This window comes from Bacillus sp. ISL-46 (genome assembly GCF_018613205.1).
The window spans coordinates 43,324-61,123 of sequence record NZ_JAGGQR010000002.1 but is presented as its reverse complement, the minus strand read 5'-3'; the positions used below and the strand labels follow the sequence as shown (position 1 = coordinate 61,123).

Here is a 17,800-nt window from a genome sequence, read left to right as displayed (position 1 = left end):
CTATTTCACTAACCTTTGGACCGGTACAGGTACTCTTGCAACCACCCGATTAACTATTTCTTCAGCAGTAATCCCTTCAAACTTTGCCTCTGATTTCAAAATAATCCGATGGGATAAGACAAATCGGGCCAAATATTGAATGTCATCAGGCAGGACATATTCACGTCCAAACATATACGAATAGGCCTGTGCTGCTTTCATCAAGGCGATTGAACCCCTTGGACTTGCCCCAAGGTAAACGCTGCCGTGGCCCCTTGTGCGATTGACAATGTCGACAATGTAACGCTTAATCGTATCATCGACGAAGACATCTTTAATTTCTTTTTGTAAATCGCGGAGGCCTTCAAGGTCAATCACTGGCGTTAAATCCTCAATCGGCGGGATTTTTTGTGCTCGGTTTAACACTTCCATTTCCTCTTGTAAGTCCGGGTAACCCATTTTCATTTTTAATAAAAAACGGTCAAGTTGTGCCTCAGGGAGCGGGTATGTCCCTTCATATTCGATTGGGTTTTGCGTTGCCATAACGAAAAATGGTTTGTTCAGTTGATGGGTTATTCCATCAATGGTTACACTCGCTTCCTCCATCCCTTCTAAGAGTGCCGACTGTGTCTTCGGGGATGTCCGGTTAATTTCATCGGCAAGAATGATGTTCCCCATTAACGGACCGGGACGAAATTGAAATTCCATTTCTATTGGATTATATATGGAGACTCCGGTTACATCGGAGGGCAATAGATCGGGTGTGAATTGAATTCTGCGGAAGTTGGCATTCACAGACTTTGCCAGGGCACGAACCATCATCGTTTTCCCGACACCTGGTACGTCTTCTAACAAGACGTGGCCGCCAGCTAACAGGGCAACCAGACTAAGTTCAGCAACGTCTCTTTTTCCAATCATAACCTTTTCAATGTTTACGAGTATTTTTTCAATCACGGGATTCATTTGTTCAAGAGACAAGGTGACTCCTCCTCGGATGTTTAATAGCTGATTAGGGGATTCATGTAACTATTCTATGTACTCCTAAAATATTCCTTTAAAAATGGGCACACAATATTCAAAACTGGGTAAATGTTAGACAGAAATTTAATGACAAAAGTGTCACTAAACAAAAAAGCCTACTCCCATAAAAAGAGTAGACTCCTTAATTTATAAATCTTTTGGATTAATTGCTGTTTATCATAATCTTTTCAGAGTTATTCATTTAATCTTTCATGCATGCCTACTAGTTTATATAGTTTAGCAAAAGCTGTATTTTCATCTGCTGCCTTAAAGATAATCGATTTAAAGCCTCGTTCACCAGTTTCATATATTTTCCAAATCTCATCCTCACCATCATAATAACATCCGAGGACAAAGGAGGCTTCTGTAATGCAATCCGTTTCAATCTGATATGCACCAATATTAGGATTTTCATTTGAAATCTTATTTAAGAATTCATTTTTTGTCATAATTACCTTCACTCTCCAGTAGCCATTCCCTTTGAATCCTAGTTTAGGAATATGTTATATGAATCTCCGCCTGGCCGCTCCTCATGTCTACCCATGGGTTAATTACACCCCAATAATATTCTATGGGATTTTTTATGCCCAATTGTTCACCTAATAATTTTTTTAACCAAATTTTATCCTCCTTAGATCACTTTAAGCTTAGTAAAATTATAGTTAATAAATTATTAGCCATTACCTTAATTCTGGATTCCTTAATTTATTTTGTCCCTTAACTTCCGTAATGGATGATAAAAAAAACCTAAGCGGCTTCTTTACCGCTAGGGATTTTTTAATACGCTAAATTACCTTTTTTAAGCTGTGCAGTTTTTAAATTAATAAAAAAATTCATTCTTCCTCTTCCAAAAGTATCAACATGATTTTCATCCCCTTCACATACCACCACTGGGGCTTGATTTATTTCTGATAAATATTCCATTCTATATCCCTTAGGTTCACTTATTTCAAACACGAGATCTTCCATTAAGTCTAACCCCAGAATACTACTTCCATAATCATTCATTTTTAGTATTAGAATTCTCTGTTCATCTGGATAATAGGATACCTGTTTAATATTATCTACTTTCTTTTTAGTTAATGCCCCATTAGCATTCCATTCAACAATTCCTGATATTTTATCATACATAAAAAACGAATCTCCGTTATATAAAAAGTAGTACACTTGTTCGGTGATAAAGTTAGTCCCTGCTTCAATGAAGATAATTTTTCTATCCTTTTTTACTGATGCCAAGATAATATTATTTATTCTTTTAACAATATCGTGTCCAAAATACCAGCTAATTTCATTCTGATCCCAATTTAATTTATCTACCATTCTATTCATCTCATCCCTAAACTATTAGGAAAAACCTTGGTATCAGGGAATATAAAACTGGATTCAAGGCTCATTTGACTTTGAATCCTTTATTAACGACCCATATTTCCTAATTATATTTATTAATGCTATACAGCTCAGTTTAATTTTAAAATATGAGTGGCTTTCTGACTTCAAATAACTGTACATCTTCTTTTGGCACCCATTTTTCATAATAATATTTATCAGTTCTATCTAAACCTAAGGTTTTAGCTATTGAAGAATCGGAAGTACCAACCAGAAATTGATTTTCATTTTCCTTATGCACATTTATCTCTACATTCTTATATTTTCCATACGTTTTAACATTAAGAGCGTTCTTAAGATCTTTTACATTAATAATCTTAAAAAAGATATTGGAAAAATTATCCTTACTAAATCCTTCTTTAATAGATTGGGATCATTTGTTACTAAATTAAAAGTGTCATCACCATTATCGTATATTTCATATTCGAAATTATTAATTATTGCATAATCACCAGACTTAAGCATAATTCCACCTCTTATATTATTTACCATACAAAAACCCCTTTTTTAGTTCTAGTTTTAGTAGGAAAGGTATTTTATCCAGCTATTTGTTTGTTTCTTCATATTCTTTCATTCTCACTATTAATTCTAAGTCTTGCACGTTATTATCTTGATTTATATATTTATACTCAAAGTATTTAATTCTTGCAGAAGGACCGAAATCACTATTAGTCCAGTTGATATAATCAAACTTCACATTTAATTTACCGGATTCATTTACTATCATTGTGACCGAAAACCAAGGTTCTTGGTCATTATCAATAAATACCTTTTGAAGTGCATGGGTTAGTTCAAATAATTCATGAAGTGCAGTATTATAGAGTCTCTTATCTACACCATAAAATTTGGGAATAAAATGTGAAAAAACAGCTTTTTCATTATCTACTTTTGGTGTGAAAAAGAAAAAAACTCCTCCTTCTTTCCCCTTCACTTCTCCATTGAAGTAAAAATTACTCCATTCAACCGGAATCATATCATTAATCTTTCGAGCTATTTGTTGATATAATTTATTTAATTTTTGTTCAAAGCTCATCATTGTCAACCTCCTGATTTATTCGCAATTTCACGAATCACTGGGTAATCCCCATCAATCTCGTATTCTACCATAAATGAATCTGGTCGCATTGATGTCTTGGTATAAATGGGTTCAATTTGAACAGACACCTTTTTAGGTGGTATTTCTTTCAGTGCATTTGCCCATTCTGTCTCCATCTCATACCAGACTCCACCATGTCTATTAATTTGACTATTTTGAGGTACTAGATTATCAATATCAGCCGGTCCATTAAACTGTGCTCCAATTAAATGACCGCCATCATCATCTGGTAATCTATCCTCTCCCCCGACATTGGCTTGTGCATATTTATTTCTATCAGCCTTTTTTAATACAAGCTCAGGAGCATCAACATCAATAATACGCCCAAGATCGTCAGTAGTGTATTTATAGTTATCATTTGTTATATATTTTATATTCGGCAGGAGTTCTTTTTTTCCATTTTTCCCCTTTATTATATGTTCTCCAAAATCTATCTCTCTAACCTCTTTGACAATGGTATCATTTATTATATTTTTACCATTGCTCTTACCTTTACTTGCAGCAATCTCAAAATTAATTCCATCAATCTTACTAATTATATCTTTTAAAGAATTCTCCACGGCTGGACTTTTTTCTACAGGGAAATACACCTTTTCACCTGTTGAAGTTACCACAAGTCTTTTTGGGAAAGGGACTGTGTTATTTATACCTGTTATAACTGTGTCCGCTAGTCTTCCTATTTCAATTGTATCCTTTGCCAGCTTAATTATCACAACATCAGCTGCATCTTTTATGGCAGCCGAGGCATTCTTCAATCGTGTCATCGATTGTTGACCAGCAGTTTTGATCATGTTATCAATATCAGTGACTCCTTGATGAAGACCCGCTTTAACCCCTGTTCTCAAGCCTAGCTGGCCGAATGAATCTCCCACATGTACGAGGCGTACGGTGCTGCTAAATTTGCTTAAACCGCTCACACCCGGGACAATGTCCAACGGAGCTAATAACCCGCGGAACCAGCGTTCCCCTGTCCCAAGCTCCCGTCCAGAGACCCAATCATTGCCGGAAACAGATGAACTAAGTTCCATTGCACCATAGGCAGCCCCTAAGGCCATGCCTGCTGGAGGACAAATGAGTGTCGCTCCAACAATGACCACTAACGCCCCAATTTGCACCCAAAATTCTTTGTTTTCTTGTTGGTTCCGAATGGATTCATACTCAAAAGCACGTGTATTTAAAACGGCTTGTTGATATTCTTCTTGCGAGAAATCCTGGTCTGGATTAAGTTCTTTCCAAGCATCGTATTCAAGCTTCATTTGATTAGCATAGTAATTATCACCACTAAACAAGTCATCCAAGCTTACTTCCGTTTTAGGTACTTCAAAAGATTGAGCAGGACCGTAACCTGCATAGACATATTGAGTCTCTGTCGCCCCGACTCGATTAGTCGTCGTATAGTTGGAAATCGTTAAATCACGCATTTCTTCAACAAACGCATCCATATCTTCATAGAACGGCTGATCAATTGTACGATCGACAATCTCCCCAACCTTCCCGGTAAAGCTATGTAATACCTGAAAATCTTCAAACAATCCTTGGTACCTGCTTTTTTGGCTGGTGTGATGAAAGGATATGACCCCATCACTATCATAGTTCGCGATATTAGACTCAGCATCCTCTAAATTATCATTTAAATCCTTTAGAGTATCGATCATCCCTTTGCTCCAGCGGCCCAGGCCAATTAAATCGCCAATGCCGTCTTTCATCTTATCCCAGTCAGACGGGATATATTTTACATCCATTCGATCATACCCCCAGTTTTGCGATGAACTGTTCGGCAATCTATATTGTAAAGATAAAAGAGATTATAAAAATAGATTCAAAGCTGATTTACTTTGAATCCTGTCTTTAATCTATCTTGCTTCTCCTTAATTAGCAGGAAAAACCATAGCCTCTTAAAAATAATGGTTTAATATTTAACTACGTTTTCGATCATTCATTCGTGCCAATATATTTAATACTTTTATAAAACTCATTTTCACTTCATAATCATTGCCAACGAAAAGTATTTCCTCTATCCCCTTGTTGATAGAATGGTTTAATACTAATACAGACTGTTTATGTCGACGGATGCTGAAAATTCATTTTTATAACCATGCTCCAACGACTCTTTTTTACTTTCATCCTGATTTGCATAAAATTTAATAGTATTTTCAATTTGCAGCGGAGAAAACTGATTATAGATTAGCTCTTCCCCTGTCGTCTCTTTTGCAGGTATGATCCATAATTTTTTTGACCCAAATTTCATTTGATTAAACAGAGTCATAATCTTGTATTCTTGTTTTTCTAAAACAGGCTGGCGCTGCATCGCTAGTAATGAGGTATTTATTAAATCATATACATTGGTGGTCAGCGTATTTTTCCCTTCATCAACAATTAATCCACTGACCCCAGAAAACATCGCATTAAATAAAAAAACCGTTAATTCCTCAATGGCTACTTTCTTATATAAGCCAACCTCATCTTTTTTCAAGTTGTAATGGTTCGTATATTCCTTTGCAATAGTTTCCTCAGTAAATAACCAAACGCTCGGAATATCGTTATAGTCTATGCCGCAGAAAATGGGAGCCGTCCCATCCTTAATACTTTCTACTGATATTCCTTCCTTACCACCGTAAACAAGTCTTTTGTTTTGACGATATCGAAGATAATTTTTTCATAACAGTACTGAAATTGTTCTGACGATTCTTCGTATCCATTTAATAAAGCAATCTTTTCCTGTACAAGACTTTCTGTCATCGATCCATCCCCCCTTATTCAAAAAGCTCAGTTTCTATTTTAAAACACTCCTCTATAGTAACTTCTCTTCGGATCGTGTTCTTGGTCAGATAATCTTCCTTAACATGAATAAGTTGATATTCATCATCAGATCCTAGTCTTTTCATATACAGATCTCTATCTTGATAATCGAGATTACACTCTCTGCCTAAATTGGAATCTGCCGTCACAATTTCCATCTCTTTATCATCCTGGAAAATACGAGTAACAAAGAATTCATAATTTTTATATCGGGCTTTAAAATACTCCCGATATAACTCCGAAACCTCTTCCTTTTTTACTTCTTTTTCATGTAAATCTTTATCGTATGCAGACATAGCAGATGTGAAACCAGGTTCTTTTCGGTGCAGAAATAATTTGATGCTCGTTATTTGACCTTTAATCCTTGCTGCAAAGGCCTTATATTTCTTATTATCATAAACAGCAACGCATCTATCCATAATACCCCCACACTTCTAATTATTATTAAAGTCTATTGGTTCAAAACGGCCGTTATTAAAGATAGCAATTTTCTCCTCTTTGCCATCAACCACCCTATACAATTCAGCACCTTCTTGAATGTTTGCCCGATCATAATCCTTCACTTGCCACTCAGGAACAATTGTTTCATTTCTTCCGCCTAAAAAGCCATTATGTATACAAGGATATGCATCAGTCGTTGAACCATAAAATTCTGTACCATATGGTATTTGAATCAAATCGTCCGACACATCACGGTATTTAAAGCGGATGACCGCATAAGAATCACCATCATCCGGATATGTTCTAATAACAATCCCATCTTCATCATACGTATAATCTAACCGTAACGTCTCAAGGGTTTCCTTATAGTCACCTGTTACATTTGCAACATCTTCATACTTTGCTACATAACCGGCAACGGTTGTATATGGCTTTTCTCTCCTTAGATAGTCATCAATGGAGTCTATTGGTACTACCTTACTCATTAAAGTGTCTTCTGTTGGTTTTTCTACAGACTCCCGAAGGTAAAAGAATAAATTCATTTCACGATCTTACAATTCTGATACTGGCGTCAGCTTAATGCGTTGAAATTCCTCTACACTGATATTATTTTCCTGTAAAACTTTCCACCAACCTCTAATGTTCCCGCCATTAATTTATCCATTATCTTTTTCATCATCCCTCTGTATTTACCATATATTCCCGACTTCAATAATACATTCATCCCTATCTTGATAGTCCAACATTTCCAAAATTTCTTTGTAGAGTTATTTATTTAATCTTTCATGTATGCCTATTAGTTTATATAGCTTATCAAAAGCTGTATTTTCATCTGCTGCTTTAAAAATAATCGATTTAAAGCCTCTCTCATCGGTTTCATATACTTTCCAAATTCTGTCCTCACCGTCATAATAACATCCTAGGACATAGGAGGCCTCTGTAATACCATCTTTTTCAATCTCATATGCACCAATATTAGGATTTTCATTTGAAATCTTATTTAAAAATTCATTTTTTGTCATAATTCTATTCACTCTCGTATTTACTTGTATAATATTATTTTCAGTTCTCAATCTTTTAATAAAATTGTCAAGCGCATCACTTTCATTATTAAAAACAGTTGTTTCTGGGAATATAAAAATGGATTCAAAGCGCATTTGACTTTGAATCCTTTATTAACGACCCATATTTCCTGATTATATTTATTAATGCTATACAGCTCAGGTAAATTTTAAAATATGAGTGGCTTTCTGACTTCGAATAATTGTACATCTTCTTTGGGCACCCATTTTTCATAATAATATTTATCAGTTCTATCTAAACCTAAGGTTTTAGCTATTGAAGAATCGGAAGTACCAACCAGAAACTGATTTTCATTTTCCTTATGCACATTTATCTCTATATTCTTATATTTTCCATACGTTTTAACATTAAAAGCGTTCTTAAGATCTTTTACATTAATAACCTTAAAAAAGATATTAGAAAAATTATCCTTACTAAATCCTTCTTTAATAGATTGAGGATCATTTGTTACTAAATTAAAAGTGTCATCACCATTATCGTATATTTCATATTCGAAATTATTAATTATTGCATAGTCACCAGACTTAAGCATAATTCCACCTCATTTATTATTTATTTACCGAAATGAATCTACCATTCCTATAAATGGCTACCAAATTCTCTTCTCCATTGATAACCTCAAATAATTCAGCACCATTTTGTGGTTTATAATAACTATTGAACTTCCACTCTGGTAATACCCTGCCATTTCCAGCTCCAGTAAATCCATTTTGCGTACATGGTGGACCGTCGTTATCGCTTCCTCCAAAACGTTCACCATAAGGAATATCTATATCATCGATATGGGATGTCTTAAATCTAATCATTGCATAGGAATTCTCACCCTCGGGGAAAGGTCTTGATCCGTCCCTAATTGTATAATCCAATCGAGATGTTTCAACGACATCATCATACATTCTCACATCAGCAACATCCTCTACCTTTGCTACATAACCGCCTATTTCTGTATACTCTCCTGAAAGGTACTTTGATATATCCTTTATCGGTAAAGTTTTTTGTAATAAGGTTGCTTTAGTAATGGGTGGTACCGCATCTCGAATTTTCCTCAAAATTGCTACTTCATCATCGGTTAACTCTAATTGTGGTTTTAACCGCAATTCATTGAAAAAATCCAATGTAATACTATGTTTTTCTAACTCATTGGGGATTTGTTGACTAAAGCCTTTCAAATCACTTGTTAGGTCAAATCCATATTTGTTATCTACTGCATTACTAACTTCCTTTGTACCACTTTCAAGGTTAACCCCATCAATCCGACTAAGCACATCTTTCAGCTTATTTTCCACCGCATGGGTATTCTCAGCAGGCATTCGAACCTTCCCAGTTTCACCCAAATCAACAGCAGCTAAGCCCATTCGCCGCGACCGGGTAATGTTTTTCGCTTGTGTTATAGCAGAGTCTACTAATCTTCCTGCTTCCAGTGTATCTTTTGTGATTTTATTTTTCATCACATTGGTAGTATCTATTATTACCGATGAGGCATTCTTCAAGCGTGTGACCGATTGCTGACCAGCGGTTTTTACCATGTTGTCGATATGAGTCATTCCTTGATGGATACTCCCTTTAACCCCTGTCCGCAATCCGACCGTTCCAATACTCTCCCCTAGATGAGCTAGACGGACTGTGCTTGAGAATTTCGTTAATCCGCTGACACCAGGAACAATATCCAATGGGGCCAATAGTCCACGAAACCACCGTTCGCTCGTCCCGAGCTCCCGGCCGGATACCCAATCCTCACCTGACACAGCTGTACTCAATTCAAGCGACCCATAAGTAGCCCCTAACGCCAAACCTGCTGGAGGACAAATAATCGTCGCCCCAACAATGACGACCAACGCTCCGATTTGAACCCAAAATTCCTTGTCTTCTTGTTGGTTTCGAATCGATTCGTACTCAAAGGCACGCGTATTTAGAACACCTTGTTGATATTCTTCTTGCGAAAAATCCTGGTCTGGATTAAGTTCTTTCCATGCATCGTATTCTAGCTTCATTTGTCCTGCATAAAAATTATCGCCACTGAACAAGTCATCAAGACTCACTTCAGTTTTTGGCACTTCTAATGATTGCGCCGGACCGTATTCGGTATAGACGAACTGTGTTTCGGTTATACCGATCCGATTTTTTGTCGTATAGTTCGAAATGGTTAAATCTCGCATTGCCTCGACAAATGCATCCATATCTTGATAGAATGGCTGATCAATGGTGCGGTCGACTATTTCTCCGACCTTGCCTGTGAAACTATGTAATATTTCAAAGCCTTCATAAAGTCCTTGGTATTTGCTTTTTTGACTTGTGTGGTGAAATGTTATAACCCCATCACTATCATTGTTCGCTATTGTCGACTCGGCATCCTCTAAATTATCGCTTAAATTTTTCAGATTATCGATCATTCCTTTGCCCCATCGGCCTAGACCGATTAAATCACCTATTCCATCTTTCATCTTTTCCCAGTCCGAAGGGATATATTTTACATCCATATAATAACCCCTTTTTTAGATTATTTGGCCATTACTGAATTACCAGTTTAAAAATATGTTATATGAACCTCCGCTTGGCCGCTCCTCATGTCTACCCAAGGGTTAATTACACCCCAATCAAATTCTATTGTATTTTTAATTCCCATTTGTTCGCCCAATAATTTAATTAACCATTTTCTATGTCGTTTAGCGATGGTTAAACCATCCTCTTCGATTTCCGAATAGGCCCTAAGGATAACTTTACTTAATTTTTCATTGGTAAATACTATTTGGATGAGAAATGAATCGGAATATATAGGTTGTGGAGACAAAAAATACACAAAACTAGTGGGTTTACCTTCTCTAATCTTAATATTCAAATCTTGGTTTCTAAAACTATCCAAAGTAGTCAGGCTTTTAATAGTAATCCCGCCAACTTCAAGCGTTCCTGCCATTAATTTATCCAATATCTTATTACCTGTCCTTTCTGGAACTTTTGCTATTTTACTCCACCTTAGAAATAAATTCGCTAAATGTATCAGCTATAAGGTATGTTACAGGCTCCAATTCAACCGACTCTTCATGATTCCAAATAACCACATTCGGATTTTCTCTGTTCTTCCTAAAATCCAGACATACAAAATCACCAGCAAACAAAACAGCAATAGGTAAAATATCTGCACCTATCAAATCTTCATTATCCGTCAATCTATCTTCAAGTTGCGTTAATGTAACATCCATATCATACATTCCTAATGGATTTTCTCTAGGAGTTTTTAATAAACATAAAAAGCGGTCTATTGCATATTCGAAGCCATTACATTTAAAAACTCCTGCTATTGGTCTTCCTCCATTATTTTCTTTCATAAAATCAACAAAATCTTTTGGAAGTTTTACTCTCCATATATTCTCTTTTCTCTCAAACAAATCATCTGTTGGTAACGGAAGAGTTATAGTCGACATATCTATTTTCATAGAAATTCCTCCTTAATAATCATCTAGGGGCATCTGCCCACATACCAGTTGACCTCCCACCTTGCCTGCGAAACTATGCAATACCTCGAAATCCTCATACAATCCTTGGTAATTGTTTTTCTGGCTCGTGTGATCAAAAGAGATAACACCATCACTATCATATTTCGCTATATCAGACTCGGCACCCTCTAGGTTATCAGTTAATTTTTTTAAATCATCAATCATACCTTTGCCCCAGCGACCTAAACCAATTAAATCACCAATCCCGTCCTTCATCTTTTCCCAGTCCGAAGGGATATATTTTACATCCATTAAATCATACCCCCAGTTTGGCAATGATTTGTTCAGCAATCGCTTGGTCTGTTTGGATCATCGTGTTGAGGATATCTATTACCAATGCAGCAGCACGGGAATAATTGTCGTGTAAATCCATTACCTTCTGGTTAGCTTCCGCATATACCTCCATCGCTTTTTTGGCTTTACCTTCTTGGTAATAGTCGAGGTTTCCCAACTTTTCAATATTGGGAGCAGCGTTGGTCTCTAATTCTGTAATAATGCCCTGTAATAATTGATATATCGTGGTTATTTCATCAGGATTAATATTAATTAAGTTAGAACCCCCCCCATCAGCTTTAAGCATATGACTTCGCCTCCTTATAAGGGAACTCCATTTCGTCAAATAGGACCTTCAAAAACCAATATTGACTAGCATGGTAATATTTTTTATTTACAGTATCGACCATGATTAACTTTTCATTTTTCGTAAAAATGAGCCACTGCTGATAATAGTGCCAATTATATCGATCTTTATGTTCCTCCTTAAGATGGAAGAATTCTAGATTCATAAACATCTCTTCCGGCTCAAAACTCTCGGTCTCACGTCTTTCTTGATTGGATAATTCCTTTTTTAAGAACGCTTTTTCCGTTTCAACCGGTTCTCTTACAATCACCGGAAAATGTTCACTTAACATTTTTAGAAGTGATGCTTTAGAGGTGATACGTAACTGATAAGACCCTTGTTTATCCAACTCTGCCAGCACAATGACCTCATCTCTTTCACGTTCCCGGAAGGCAAAGAGAAGATTATTGATACGAACGTATTTCTGACTTTGATGATAAAATTCAATGGTTTGGATGACCAGGGCCCCAGATTTTGTTATCTTTCCCTCCGGTGTGATGATTTTCTTCTCGATCAACCGATCATGTGCCTCTTTAAAAACCTCTTCGCCTTTTAATTGGTAAACTTCCTTCTCAGGTAAGCCAAAAAGAACTGTTCCACCAAATGCTGCTGCTAATAGGTATAATTCAGCCACTAAAAACGTATCAGTTGGTTGTTCGATCATAAATTCTTCACTTCCCTTACTGAGCCGTCTTGAAGGAAATCATCTACGTAGCCACCTAGGTTATTTAACGCTTTTGTTTGTTTTGCGACAGCGGACTTCAGATCATGATGATATTTCTGAATGATTTCCAGATAACTTAAAAAGGAATCTCTAGATTTCCCGCTCCATTCAGCTGAATGAAGGTAAGAAATTAGTTGTTCACAAGATTCATAGGTTTGTTCAATCGATCGCTCTAATGCCTTCGCTGCGGCCTTCGCTTCATTTACTTTATCCCCGTCAATTCTAACGCTCCCCACTGATCAATCGCTCCAATCTCTCCTGTAGCTCTTTCAATTCCTTTTCTCTTCTTACTCTTTCCGCTTCCGCCTCTTTAATGGCCAAATTTTTATAATGGACATATCGTTCATATGCCTTATTTTTCGCGGCAGCCAGTGAACTCCGCTTTTCCTGATCTGCCTGAAAACACTGCTTTAACTTTTCCGTTAGTTCTTCCCTGCTCATTTCAAAATCATTTGAAGGTATTTTTGAATTAGATAGATTCGGAATAGCACCTAGATATGAACTGTAGGCTGCATTTGCTTCTGATACCTTATGATCGTGTTCCGAAATGGCACTCTTGAGTTTTTCATACAGCTCGTAATAATCATCTCTTTTTCTCTCCGAATCGCTTTTAAACCAATCAAACATGGACAGTCACTTCCTCTCTTTTTACACTAGGAGCAGCAATTTTGATCTTTTCTGCTTTGCCCTGTTTAATGTAATAGGCTTCATATGGAAGTAAATTTGGCTCTTTATATGGTCTAGTTAGGACCTCAAGAATGTTCTGCTCCGTAATTCTTCCAATCAAGATGCCGGTCTTTTGTTTCTTCACCATGGTCGCGATATCATCGTATTGCCTTTCTAATGCGCCATGGACAGCTCCGACAACAAAATGAATGCCTGTGCGAGCTCCCGTGTCCATTAGTTTTACTAGAATCGATTGTTCTGTAAAGGACATCGATTCGATCACGAATGACACATCGGTTATGAAGACAACCATTGGGCGGATCTCCTTCAGAAAATCATTCCTAGTTGCACGGCCATTGGTGGCCATTTGAACTTGACGGAAGGCATCTTCCCTTGTTTCAAATAATTGCTGAAGCCGCTCGATAAACTCCTCCATTGAACCGGCATGGTCGGCATAAAGATTGACATTTTCCTTATACATTCTAAATCTTGACGCAGCATTGTCGATTAGCCCCACATCGATGTGATGATTAACTGAGATACTTGCTATTAGAGTTAGATAGGTTTGTTCCACTGCATCGATTCGATCACTTAAAAGTAAGGTGGTATGATCTTTAACGACACTTAATTCGACAGGTTCGACATTTTCAAAATCTACCGCAAACGGTATGCCGCCTTTGTTTAAAATGGCTTTGGTTTCCGGTTTCTCAATAAAAGCTGTGAAGTCAATGATTTCCGGAACCATTGGGATCGGCAATGGCAGCTCGCCCTTCCAAGCGTTTCGCATCGCTCGACTCTCTTCTTGAATATGTTTAATAATCGCTAGCGTATCTTCTCCTTTGACAGGAAGAGCCGTTTGAAATAAGGTTGGCTGCTCTAATTTAATTAAACCGCGTCCTGGAACTTCTTCAATCGTTAACTCTGTTCTTCCGACAATATTCCGCGGCTCCATACTATCAATCATAAACAACGAAATTTGATGCTTAATATTTGCCAGAACCGGTGCCCGCATGGCACTTTGCCGCCCAGCACTGATCACCATATGGATTCCTGTACTGACACCTTCCCGTGCAATCTGTGCCGCTATTCTCTCAAAATCGTCCCGATAGGAAGCATCGACGATGGAATCAAATGTATCGATGAGTAATACAATGACGGGGACTTCTTCCCCACTCGCCTGCTCATACATTTGAATATTTGCCACACCATACCTGCTTAATTTTTGTTTTCGCTCCTTTAACTCATTTTGCAGGCGGCGGAAAAGCTTTCCTAGTTTGATTTCCTCATCTACCATAATCGTATCGGCTGTATGAGGCAATTCCCGCAATGGCAGCAAACCATTCGTCCCGAGGTCGATTAAATAGAAATGGACTCTCTCCGGACTGTGCTGTCGAGCGATATCCATGGCCACACTTTGTAAAAAGGTAGACTTCCCATACCCAGGACTCGCAAACACAGAAAGATGGCCATCTTTAGAAAGGTCCAAGGTCAGTGGTTTTTGTGCTTGCCTTTCAGGCAGATCTAGAAAACCGAATGTCACTTCTAACAATCTCTTCTTTTGATCCCAAGCTTTTGTATAGTTCACTTCATTTAAATCTGGAAGGAAAATCCGCTCCTCTAATGGCGGCAGCCATGGTCTTTGAAGTTCAGCAATCCTTTTTTCCGTTGCATAGGCTTGAATATAATCAACAACCGCATCCAGTTCTGTTGGAACTTTTTTAATGTCTTTCTTATTTGATAGTCCACTTAAATCATGCGAGAGGATGTCATATTGGCCAAGTTCATTAATGGAGTAAATCGTTGTGTCCAGTAAGTCTTGTTCGTTTTTATCAGGAATATAATCAGCCCCGCTCCAGGCACTTTGAAATAGTTCATAAATTTCATTGTTGCCGACCTGTAAATAGGCACGACCAGGAAGTGTGATATTCGCCGCATCCGGCGTTTTCAAGATTTCTGTCGAATCGCTGGCGTTTTGAACTTTGAGTGCCAGCTTGAATTTAGAGTTGGACCATATTTGGTCATCCACCACACCACTCGGTTTTTGTGTAGCCAGAATCAAATGAATCCCAAGGGAACGTCCAATACGGGCTGTCGAAACAAGTTCCTTCATAAATTCGGGCTGCTCAGATTTGAGCTCGGCGAATTCATCTGATATTAAAAATAAATGAGGCATCGGCTCTCTAGCCTCACCTGATTTATACAGTTTTTGATATTGATTGATGTGGTTGACATCATGTTCGCCAAATAACCGCTGGCGCTTTTGTAATTCTGCTTTAATCGATGCAAGAGCCCGCATCGATTGCGTACCGTCCAAATTTGTAATCGTTCCTAATAAATGCGGGAGATTTTTAAATAAATTTGCCATCCCTCCGCCTTTATAATCAATGAGCAGAAAAGAAGCTTCATGCGGATGAAAGTTTACCACAAGCGAGAGAATATATGACTGAATAATTTCTGATTTTCCAGAGCCAGTCGTCCCAGCCACTAAACCATGTGGTCCATGTGCTTTTTCATGGAGGTTCAAATGGACAAGATCTTCTTTCCCACGCATTCCCAGAGGAACAGCCAGGCTTTTATAGGTTTCATTTTGTGTCCATCGCCCATCAATACCGAGCTCCTCCACTTTCTCTACACCATACATTTCGAGAAAGGTCACGCTTTCTGGAATCGAATTTTTTAAATTTTGCAGGTGATTAAGCGATGCCAATGCCCGTGAAAAATCTTCTTTATGAAAGCCTTCCGAAAAACGATCGGGTGTGAATCGTCGATTGACCAATTCACCTTTCTCAAGGATCATCATTCCGGTTGTGGCATCACGAATATCAATAACCGTTTTCACTTGTTCCGGAAGAGACTGCATGACATCCTGTACGAATACAAGAGAAACACCTAATTCACTCGGGTCTTCATTAAAGTATTCCATCACGGAATGATCCAATATCATTTTTTCATCGGTTATTAACACAACAAAATGAGGAGTGAAATGAACTTTTTCACTTTTATTACTCTTCTCATTGATAGCAAGCTTGCGTTCTTTTAATATCTGATAAAGGGAGTTAAGGACCTGATCACGAGAACGTTCGTGATAAACAAATCCCCTTACATTTAGTTCTCGTAAACTAGCATGCGGGAGCCAGCGCATCCATTCCCATTTCCCTTTTTCCTCTTCAGGAAAGATCGTGACAAACTGGACATCATGGTAACTGTGAAATAAAGCAGTCTGCATCACCAGCATTTGTAATTGTTCCAGCACAAGCGGACGCTGTCCAATGTACCCAACCGGTCCATTCATTAATGATGTCGCTGCCGGTACATCTTCTAATGTGAGATACTGAGCCCGAAGATTGCGGGCTGCATCCACCAGTTCATCCTTATCAAGGGTAAACTCCTCGATATTGAATTCGACCTCAAAGCTCGAATCACCCCTCCCTAATCCAACACGATACATAAGGAAGTCATGATGCAAGCTGGTTTTTTCATAAATTCGGGGATCAACCTTCATCGCCATCACACGCAATTGCTCCACATCTGGAAAGTGATAATAGAGGGCATGCCGCTGTTCTTCACTAGCTTGATATAATTGCTGTGTTTTCTGTTTCAAGTACTCGCGGTAGCTTATATCCCGCTCTTTTATATCTAATCGGTATTGCTTCAGACTTTTTAGATAGGATGTGATTGAAAAAATGACCGTCGTTACTGTCATAGCAAGCATAATGATGATATAAAACCCATTCGACAGAAACAATGAGACCATGATCATCGCTGCAATCATCACAAGCGGCGGAACAATCACCCGTGCCAGCTGTTCACTCGGTTTTCCAGGTTTATTAGAGGGTTTAGCAATTTTTCGTTTTTCCTCTGGCTCACGGTATATAATCCTTGGTGAACGATGATAATCAGGGTAATGACTGCCGAAATCATGGTGAACGTCAAATAAACGAACTAATTTCGTTGTTATGATGGATTCGACTCCTAGAATTTCAAGGTCCTCCTGACCAATCTTCATCATCATCCCGTCAAAAAAAAGCTGATCTCCTGGTTCTAGCAGCACCACACCCGTTGCCCGAACATAATTGTGGTAAATTTGACCTTCAAAGATTTCAAGTTTAAAAGGATCGCCCAAATTCTCGCGAATCAGTACAAAATCGAGGGCAGCGTTCTCGATTCTTACATCATCGTAATCATTAGCACCAAAAGTAATACTATAGTTTTCTGTTGTATCGTATACACACCGCTCCGCTTCTTCCTTGATATAAACCTGGATCGGCTCGTCATGAGTGTTTAATGTAAGGCATTCGTTAACCTGCAGCTGCTGATTACCGATTGTGCATGCAGCTCCATCCCATATAATGGACAATCCTGGATTTAAATCGAGAAAGGTAATCGTGTTGGAACGATCATTTCCGACTGTTATTGTTTTTGGTTCATTTATCGTTAAATGGCATTTGTGCAAATGATCTTTATAGCTCAGCAGTAATAATCGTTGTGCCATCTTT

General features: G+C 37.9%; 20 protein-coding genes. All 20 read right to left on the bottom strand.

What is annotated here, in order from left to right:
• The 20 genes from J7E67_RS01290 to essC all read right to left on the bottom strand — a co-directional run bounded on the left by J7E67_RS01290 (window position 1) and on the right by essC (window position 17,796).
• On the bottom strand, window positions 1-942 hold the full coding sequence (locus J7E67_RS01290) for an AAA family ATPase (protein WP_214715723.1): 942 nt from the start codon (window positions 940-942) through the stop codon (window positions 1-3).
• A 251-nt stretch (window positions 943-1,193) separates the two neighbouring features.
• A complete protein-coding gene (locus tag J7E67_RS01285; RefSeq protein WP_214715712.1) occupies window positions 1,194-1,448 on the bottom strand; it encodes a hypothetical protein in 255 nt (84 codons plus the stop codon).
• Between the two features lie 328 nt (window positions 1,449-1,776).
• Window positions 1,777-2,319, bottom strand: coding sequence for a hypothetical protein (locus J7E67_RS01280; protein WP_214715711.1), 543 nt, complete (start codon window positions 2,317-2,319; stop codon window positions 1,777-1,779).
• Between the two features lie 610 nt (window positions 2,320-2,929).
• Window positions 2,930-3,421 carry an immunity protein YezG family protein gene (locus J7E67_RS01275; RefSeq protein ID WP_251026497.1) on the bottom strand — a complete coding sequence of 164 codons (492 nt, stop codon included), beginning with the start codon at window positions 3,419-3,421 and terminating at the stop codon, window positions 2,930-2,932.
• Window positions 3,422-3,423: 2 nt separating this feature from the next.
• Window positions 3,424-5,223 carry a DNA/RNA non-specific endonuclease gene (locus J7E67_RS30985; protein ID WP_251026496.1) on the bottom strand — a complete coding sequence of 600 codons (1,800 nt, stop codon included), beginning with the start codon at window positions 5,221-5,223 and terminating at the stop codon, window positions 3,424-3,426.
• 302 nt (window positions 5,224-5,525) lie between these two features.
• Window positions 5,526-5,954, bottom strand: coding sequence for a hypothetical protein (locus J7E67_RS01265; RefSeq protein ID WP_214715709.1), 429 nt, complete (start codon window positions 5,952-5,954; stop codon window positions 5,526-5,528).
• A gap of 116 nt (window positions 5,955-6,070) precedes the next feature.
• Window positions 6,071-6,220 (bottom strand): hypothetical protein, encoded by a 150-nt coding sequence (locus J7E67_RS01260; protein ID WP_214715708.1) that lies wholly within the window; start codon window positions 6,218-6,220, stop codon window positions 6,071-6,073.
• 14 nt (window positions 6,221-6,234) lie between these two features.
• Window positions 6,235-6,699 (bottom strand): hypothetical protein, encoded by a 465-nt coding sequence (locus J7E67_RS01255; RefSeq protein WP_214715706.1) that lies wholly within the window; start codon window positions 6,697-6,699, stop codon window positions 6,235-6,237.
• A gap of 15 nt (window positions 6,700-6,714) precedes the next feature.
• Window positions 6,715-7,206, bottom strand: coding sequence for a hypothetical protein (locus tag J7E67_RS01250; RefSeq protein ID WP_214715704.1), 492 nt, complete (start codon window positions 7,204-7,206; stop codon window positions 6,715-6,717).
• 282 nt (window positions 7,207-7,488) lie between these two features.
• Window positions 7,489-7,878, bottom strand: a complete 390-nt coding sequence (locus tag J7E67_RS01245; protein WP_214715702.1) for a hypothetical protein — start codon at window positions 7,876-7,878, stop codon at window positions 7,489-7,491.
• 74 nt (window positions 7,879-7,952) lie between these two features.
• Entirely contained in the window at window positions 7,953-8,336 is a 384-nt protein-coding gene (locus J7E67_RS01240) for a hypothetical protein (protein ID WP_214715700.1), read from the bottom strand.
• Between the two features lie 16 nt (window positions 8,337-8,352).
• Window positions 8,353-10,281: a hypothetical protein gene (locus J7E67_RS01235; RefSeq protein ID WP_214715698.1), complete on the bottom strand. Its 1,929-nt coding sequence runs from the start codon at window positions 10,279-10,281 to the stop codon at window positions 8,353-8,355.
• Between the two features lie 47 nt (window positions 10,282-10,328).
• Window positions 10,329-10,727 carry a hypothetical protein gene (locus J7E67_RS01230; RefSeq protein ID WP_214715696.1) on the bottom strand — a complete coding sequence of 133 codons (399 nt, stop codon included), beginning with the start codon at window positions 10,725-10,727 and terminating at the stop codon, window positions 10,329-10,331.
• Between the two features lie 37 nt (window positions 10,728-10,764).
• Window positions 10,765-11,235, bottom strand: a complete 471-nt coding sequence (locus tag J7E67_RS01225) for an SMI1/KNR4 family protein (protein ID WP_214715694.1) — start codon at window positions 11,233-11,235, stop codon at window positions 10,765-10,767.
• 12 nt (window positions 11,236-11,247) lie between these two features.
• Window positions 11,248-11,547 (bottom strand): hypothetical protein, encoded by a 300-nt coding sequence (locus J7E67_RS01220; protein WP_214715692.1) that lies wholly within the window; start codon window positions 11,545-11,547, stop codon window positions 11,248-11,250.
• A 4-nt stretch (window positions 11,548-11,551) separates the two neighbouring features.
• Window positions 11,552-11,875, bottom strand: coding sequence for a hypothetical protein (locus J7E67_RS01215; RefSeq protein WP_214715690.1), 324 nt, complete (start codon window positions 11,873-11,875; stop codon window positions 11,552-11,554).
• Window positions 11,868-12,578, bottom strand: coding sequence for a DUF5081 family protein (locus J7E67_RS01210; protein ID WP_251026495.1), 711 nt, complete (start codon window positions 12,576-12,578; stop codon window positions 11,868-11,870). Before J7E67_RS01210 ends, J7E67_RS01215 begins: the two co-directional genes overlap by 8 nt.
• Window positions 12,575-12,874 carry a WXG100 family type VII secretion target gene (locus J7E67_RS01205; RefSeq protein ID WP_214715688.1) on the bottom strand — a complete coding sequence of 100 codons (300 nt, stop codon included), beginning with the start codon at window positions 12,872-12,874 and terminating at the stop codon, window positions 12,575-12,577. The genes J7E67_RS01210 and J7E67_RS01205 overlap by 4 nt, the downstream gene beginning before the upstream one ends.
• Window positions 12,861-13,265, bottom strand: a complete 405-nt coding sequence (locus J7E67_RS01200; protein ID WP_214715687.1) for a chorismate synthase — start codon at window positions 13,263-13,265, stop codon at window positions 12,861-12,863. Before J7E67_RS01200 ends, J7E67_RS01205 begins: the two co-directional genes overlap by 14 nt.
• The gene (essC, locus tag J7E67_RS01195; RefSeq protein ID WP_214730726.1) at window positions 13,258-17,796 is read right to left on the bottom strand and encodes a type VII secretion protein EssC; all 4,539 of its coding nucleotides are present in this window, start codon (window positions 17,794-17,796) and stop codon (window positions 13,258-13,260) included. Before essC ends, J7E67_RS01200 begins: the two co-directional genes overlap by 8 nt.
• Window positions 17,797-17,800: the final 4 nt, after the last annotated feature.

Bases quoted from the DNA above. Each gene is read 5' to 3' on its own strand.
- essC (WP_214730726.1), bottom strand. From the start codon at position 17,796: ATGGCACAACGATTATTACTGCTGAGCTATAAAGATCATTTGCACAAA.
- J7E67_RS01280 (WP_214715711.1), bottom strand. From the start codon at position 2,319: ATGGTAGATAAATTAAATTGGGATCAGAATGAAATTAGCTGGTATTTT.
- J7E67_RS01225 (WP_214715694.1), bottom strand. From the start codon at position 11,235: ATGAAAATAGATATGTCGACTATAACTCTTCCGTTACCAACAGATGAT.
- J7E67_RS01245 (WP_214715702.1), bottom strand. From the start codon at position 7,878: ATGCGCTTTGAATCCATTTTTATATTCCCAGAAACAACTGTTTTTAAT.
- J7E67_RS01255 (WP_214715706.1), bottom strand. From the start codon at position 6,699: ATGGATAGATGCGTTGCTGTTTATGATAATAAGAAATATAAGGCCTTT.
- J7E67_RS01210 (WP_251026495.1), bottom strand. From the start codon at position 12,578: ATGATCGAACAACCAACTGATACGTTTTTAGTGGCTGAATTATACCTA.
- J7E67_RS01240 (WP_214715700.1), bottom strand. From the start codon at position 8,336: ATGCTTAAGTCTGGTGACTATGCAATAATTAATAATTTCGAATATGAA.
- J7E67_RS01220 (WP_214715692.1), bottom strand. From the start codon at position 11,547: ATGGATGTAAAATATATCCCTTCGGACTGGGAAAAGATGAAGGACGGG.
- J7E67_RS01260 (WP_214715708.1), bottom strand. From the start codon at position 6,220: ATGACAGAAAGTCTTGTACAGGAAAAGATTGCTTTATTAAATGGATAC.
- J7E67_RS01290 (WP_214715723.1), bottom strand. From the start codon at position 942: ATGAATCCCGTGATTGAAAAAATACTCGTAAACATTGAAAAGGTTATG.
- J7E67_RS01235 (WP_214715698.1), bottom strand. From the start codon at position 10,281: ATGGATGTAAAATATATCCCTTCGGACTGGGAAAAGATGAAAGATGGA.
- J7E67_RS01250 (WP_214715704.1), bottom strand. From the start codon at position 7,206: ATGAGTAAGGTAGTACCAATAGACTCCATTGATGACTATCTAAGGAGA.
- J7E67_RS30985 (WP_251026496.1), bottom strand. From the start codon at position 5,223: ATGGATGTAAAATATATCCCGTCTGACTGGGATAAGATGAAAGACGGC.
- J7E67_RS01285 (WP_214715712.1), bottom strand. From the start codon at position 1,448: ATGACAAAAAATGAATTCTTAAATAAGATTTCAAATGAAAATCCTAAT.
- J7E67_RS01275 (WP_251026497.1), bottom strand. From the start codon at position 3,421: ATGATGAGCTTTGAACAAAAATTAAATAAATTATATCAACAAATAGCT.
- J7E67_RS01200 (WP_214715687.1), bottom strand. From the start codon at position 13,265: ATGTTTGATTGGTTTAAAAGCGATTCGGAGAGAAAAAGAGATGATTAT.
- J7E67_RS01215 (WP_214715690.1), bottom strand. From the start codon at position 11,875: ATGCTTAAAGCTGATGGGGGGGGTTCTAACTTAATTAATATTAATCCT.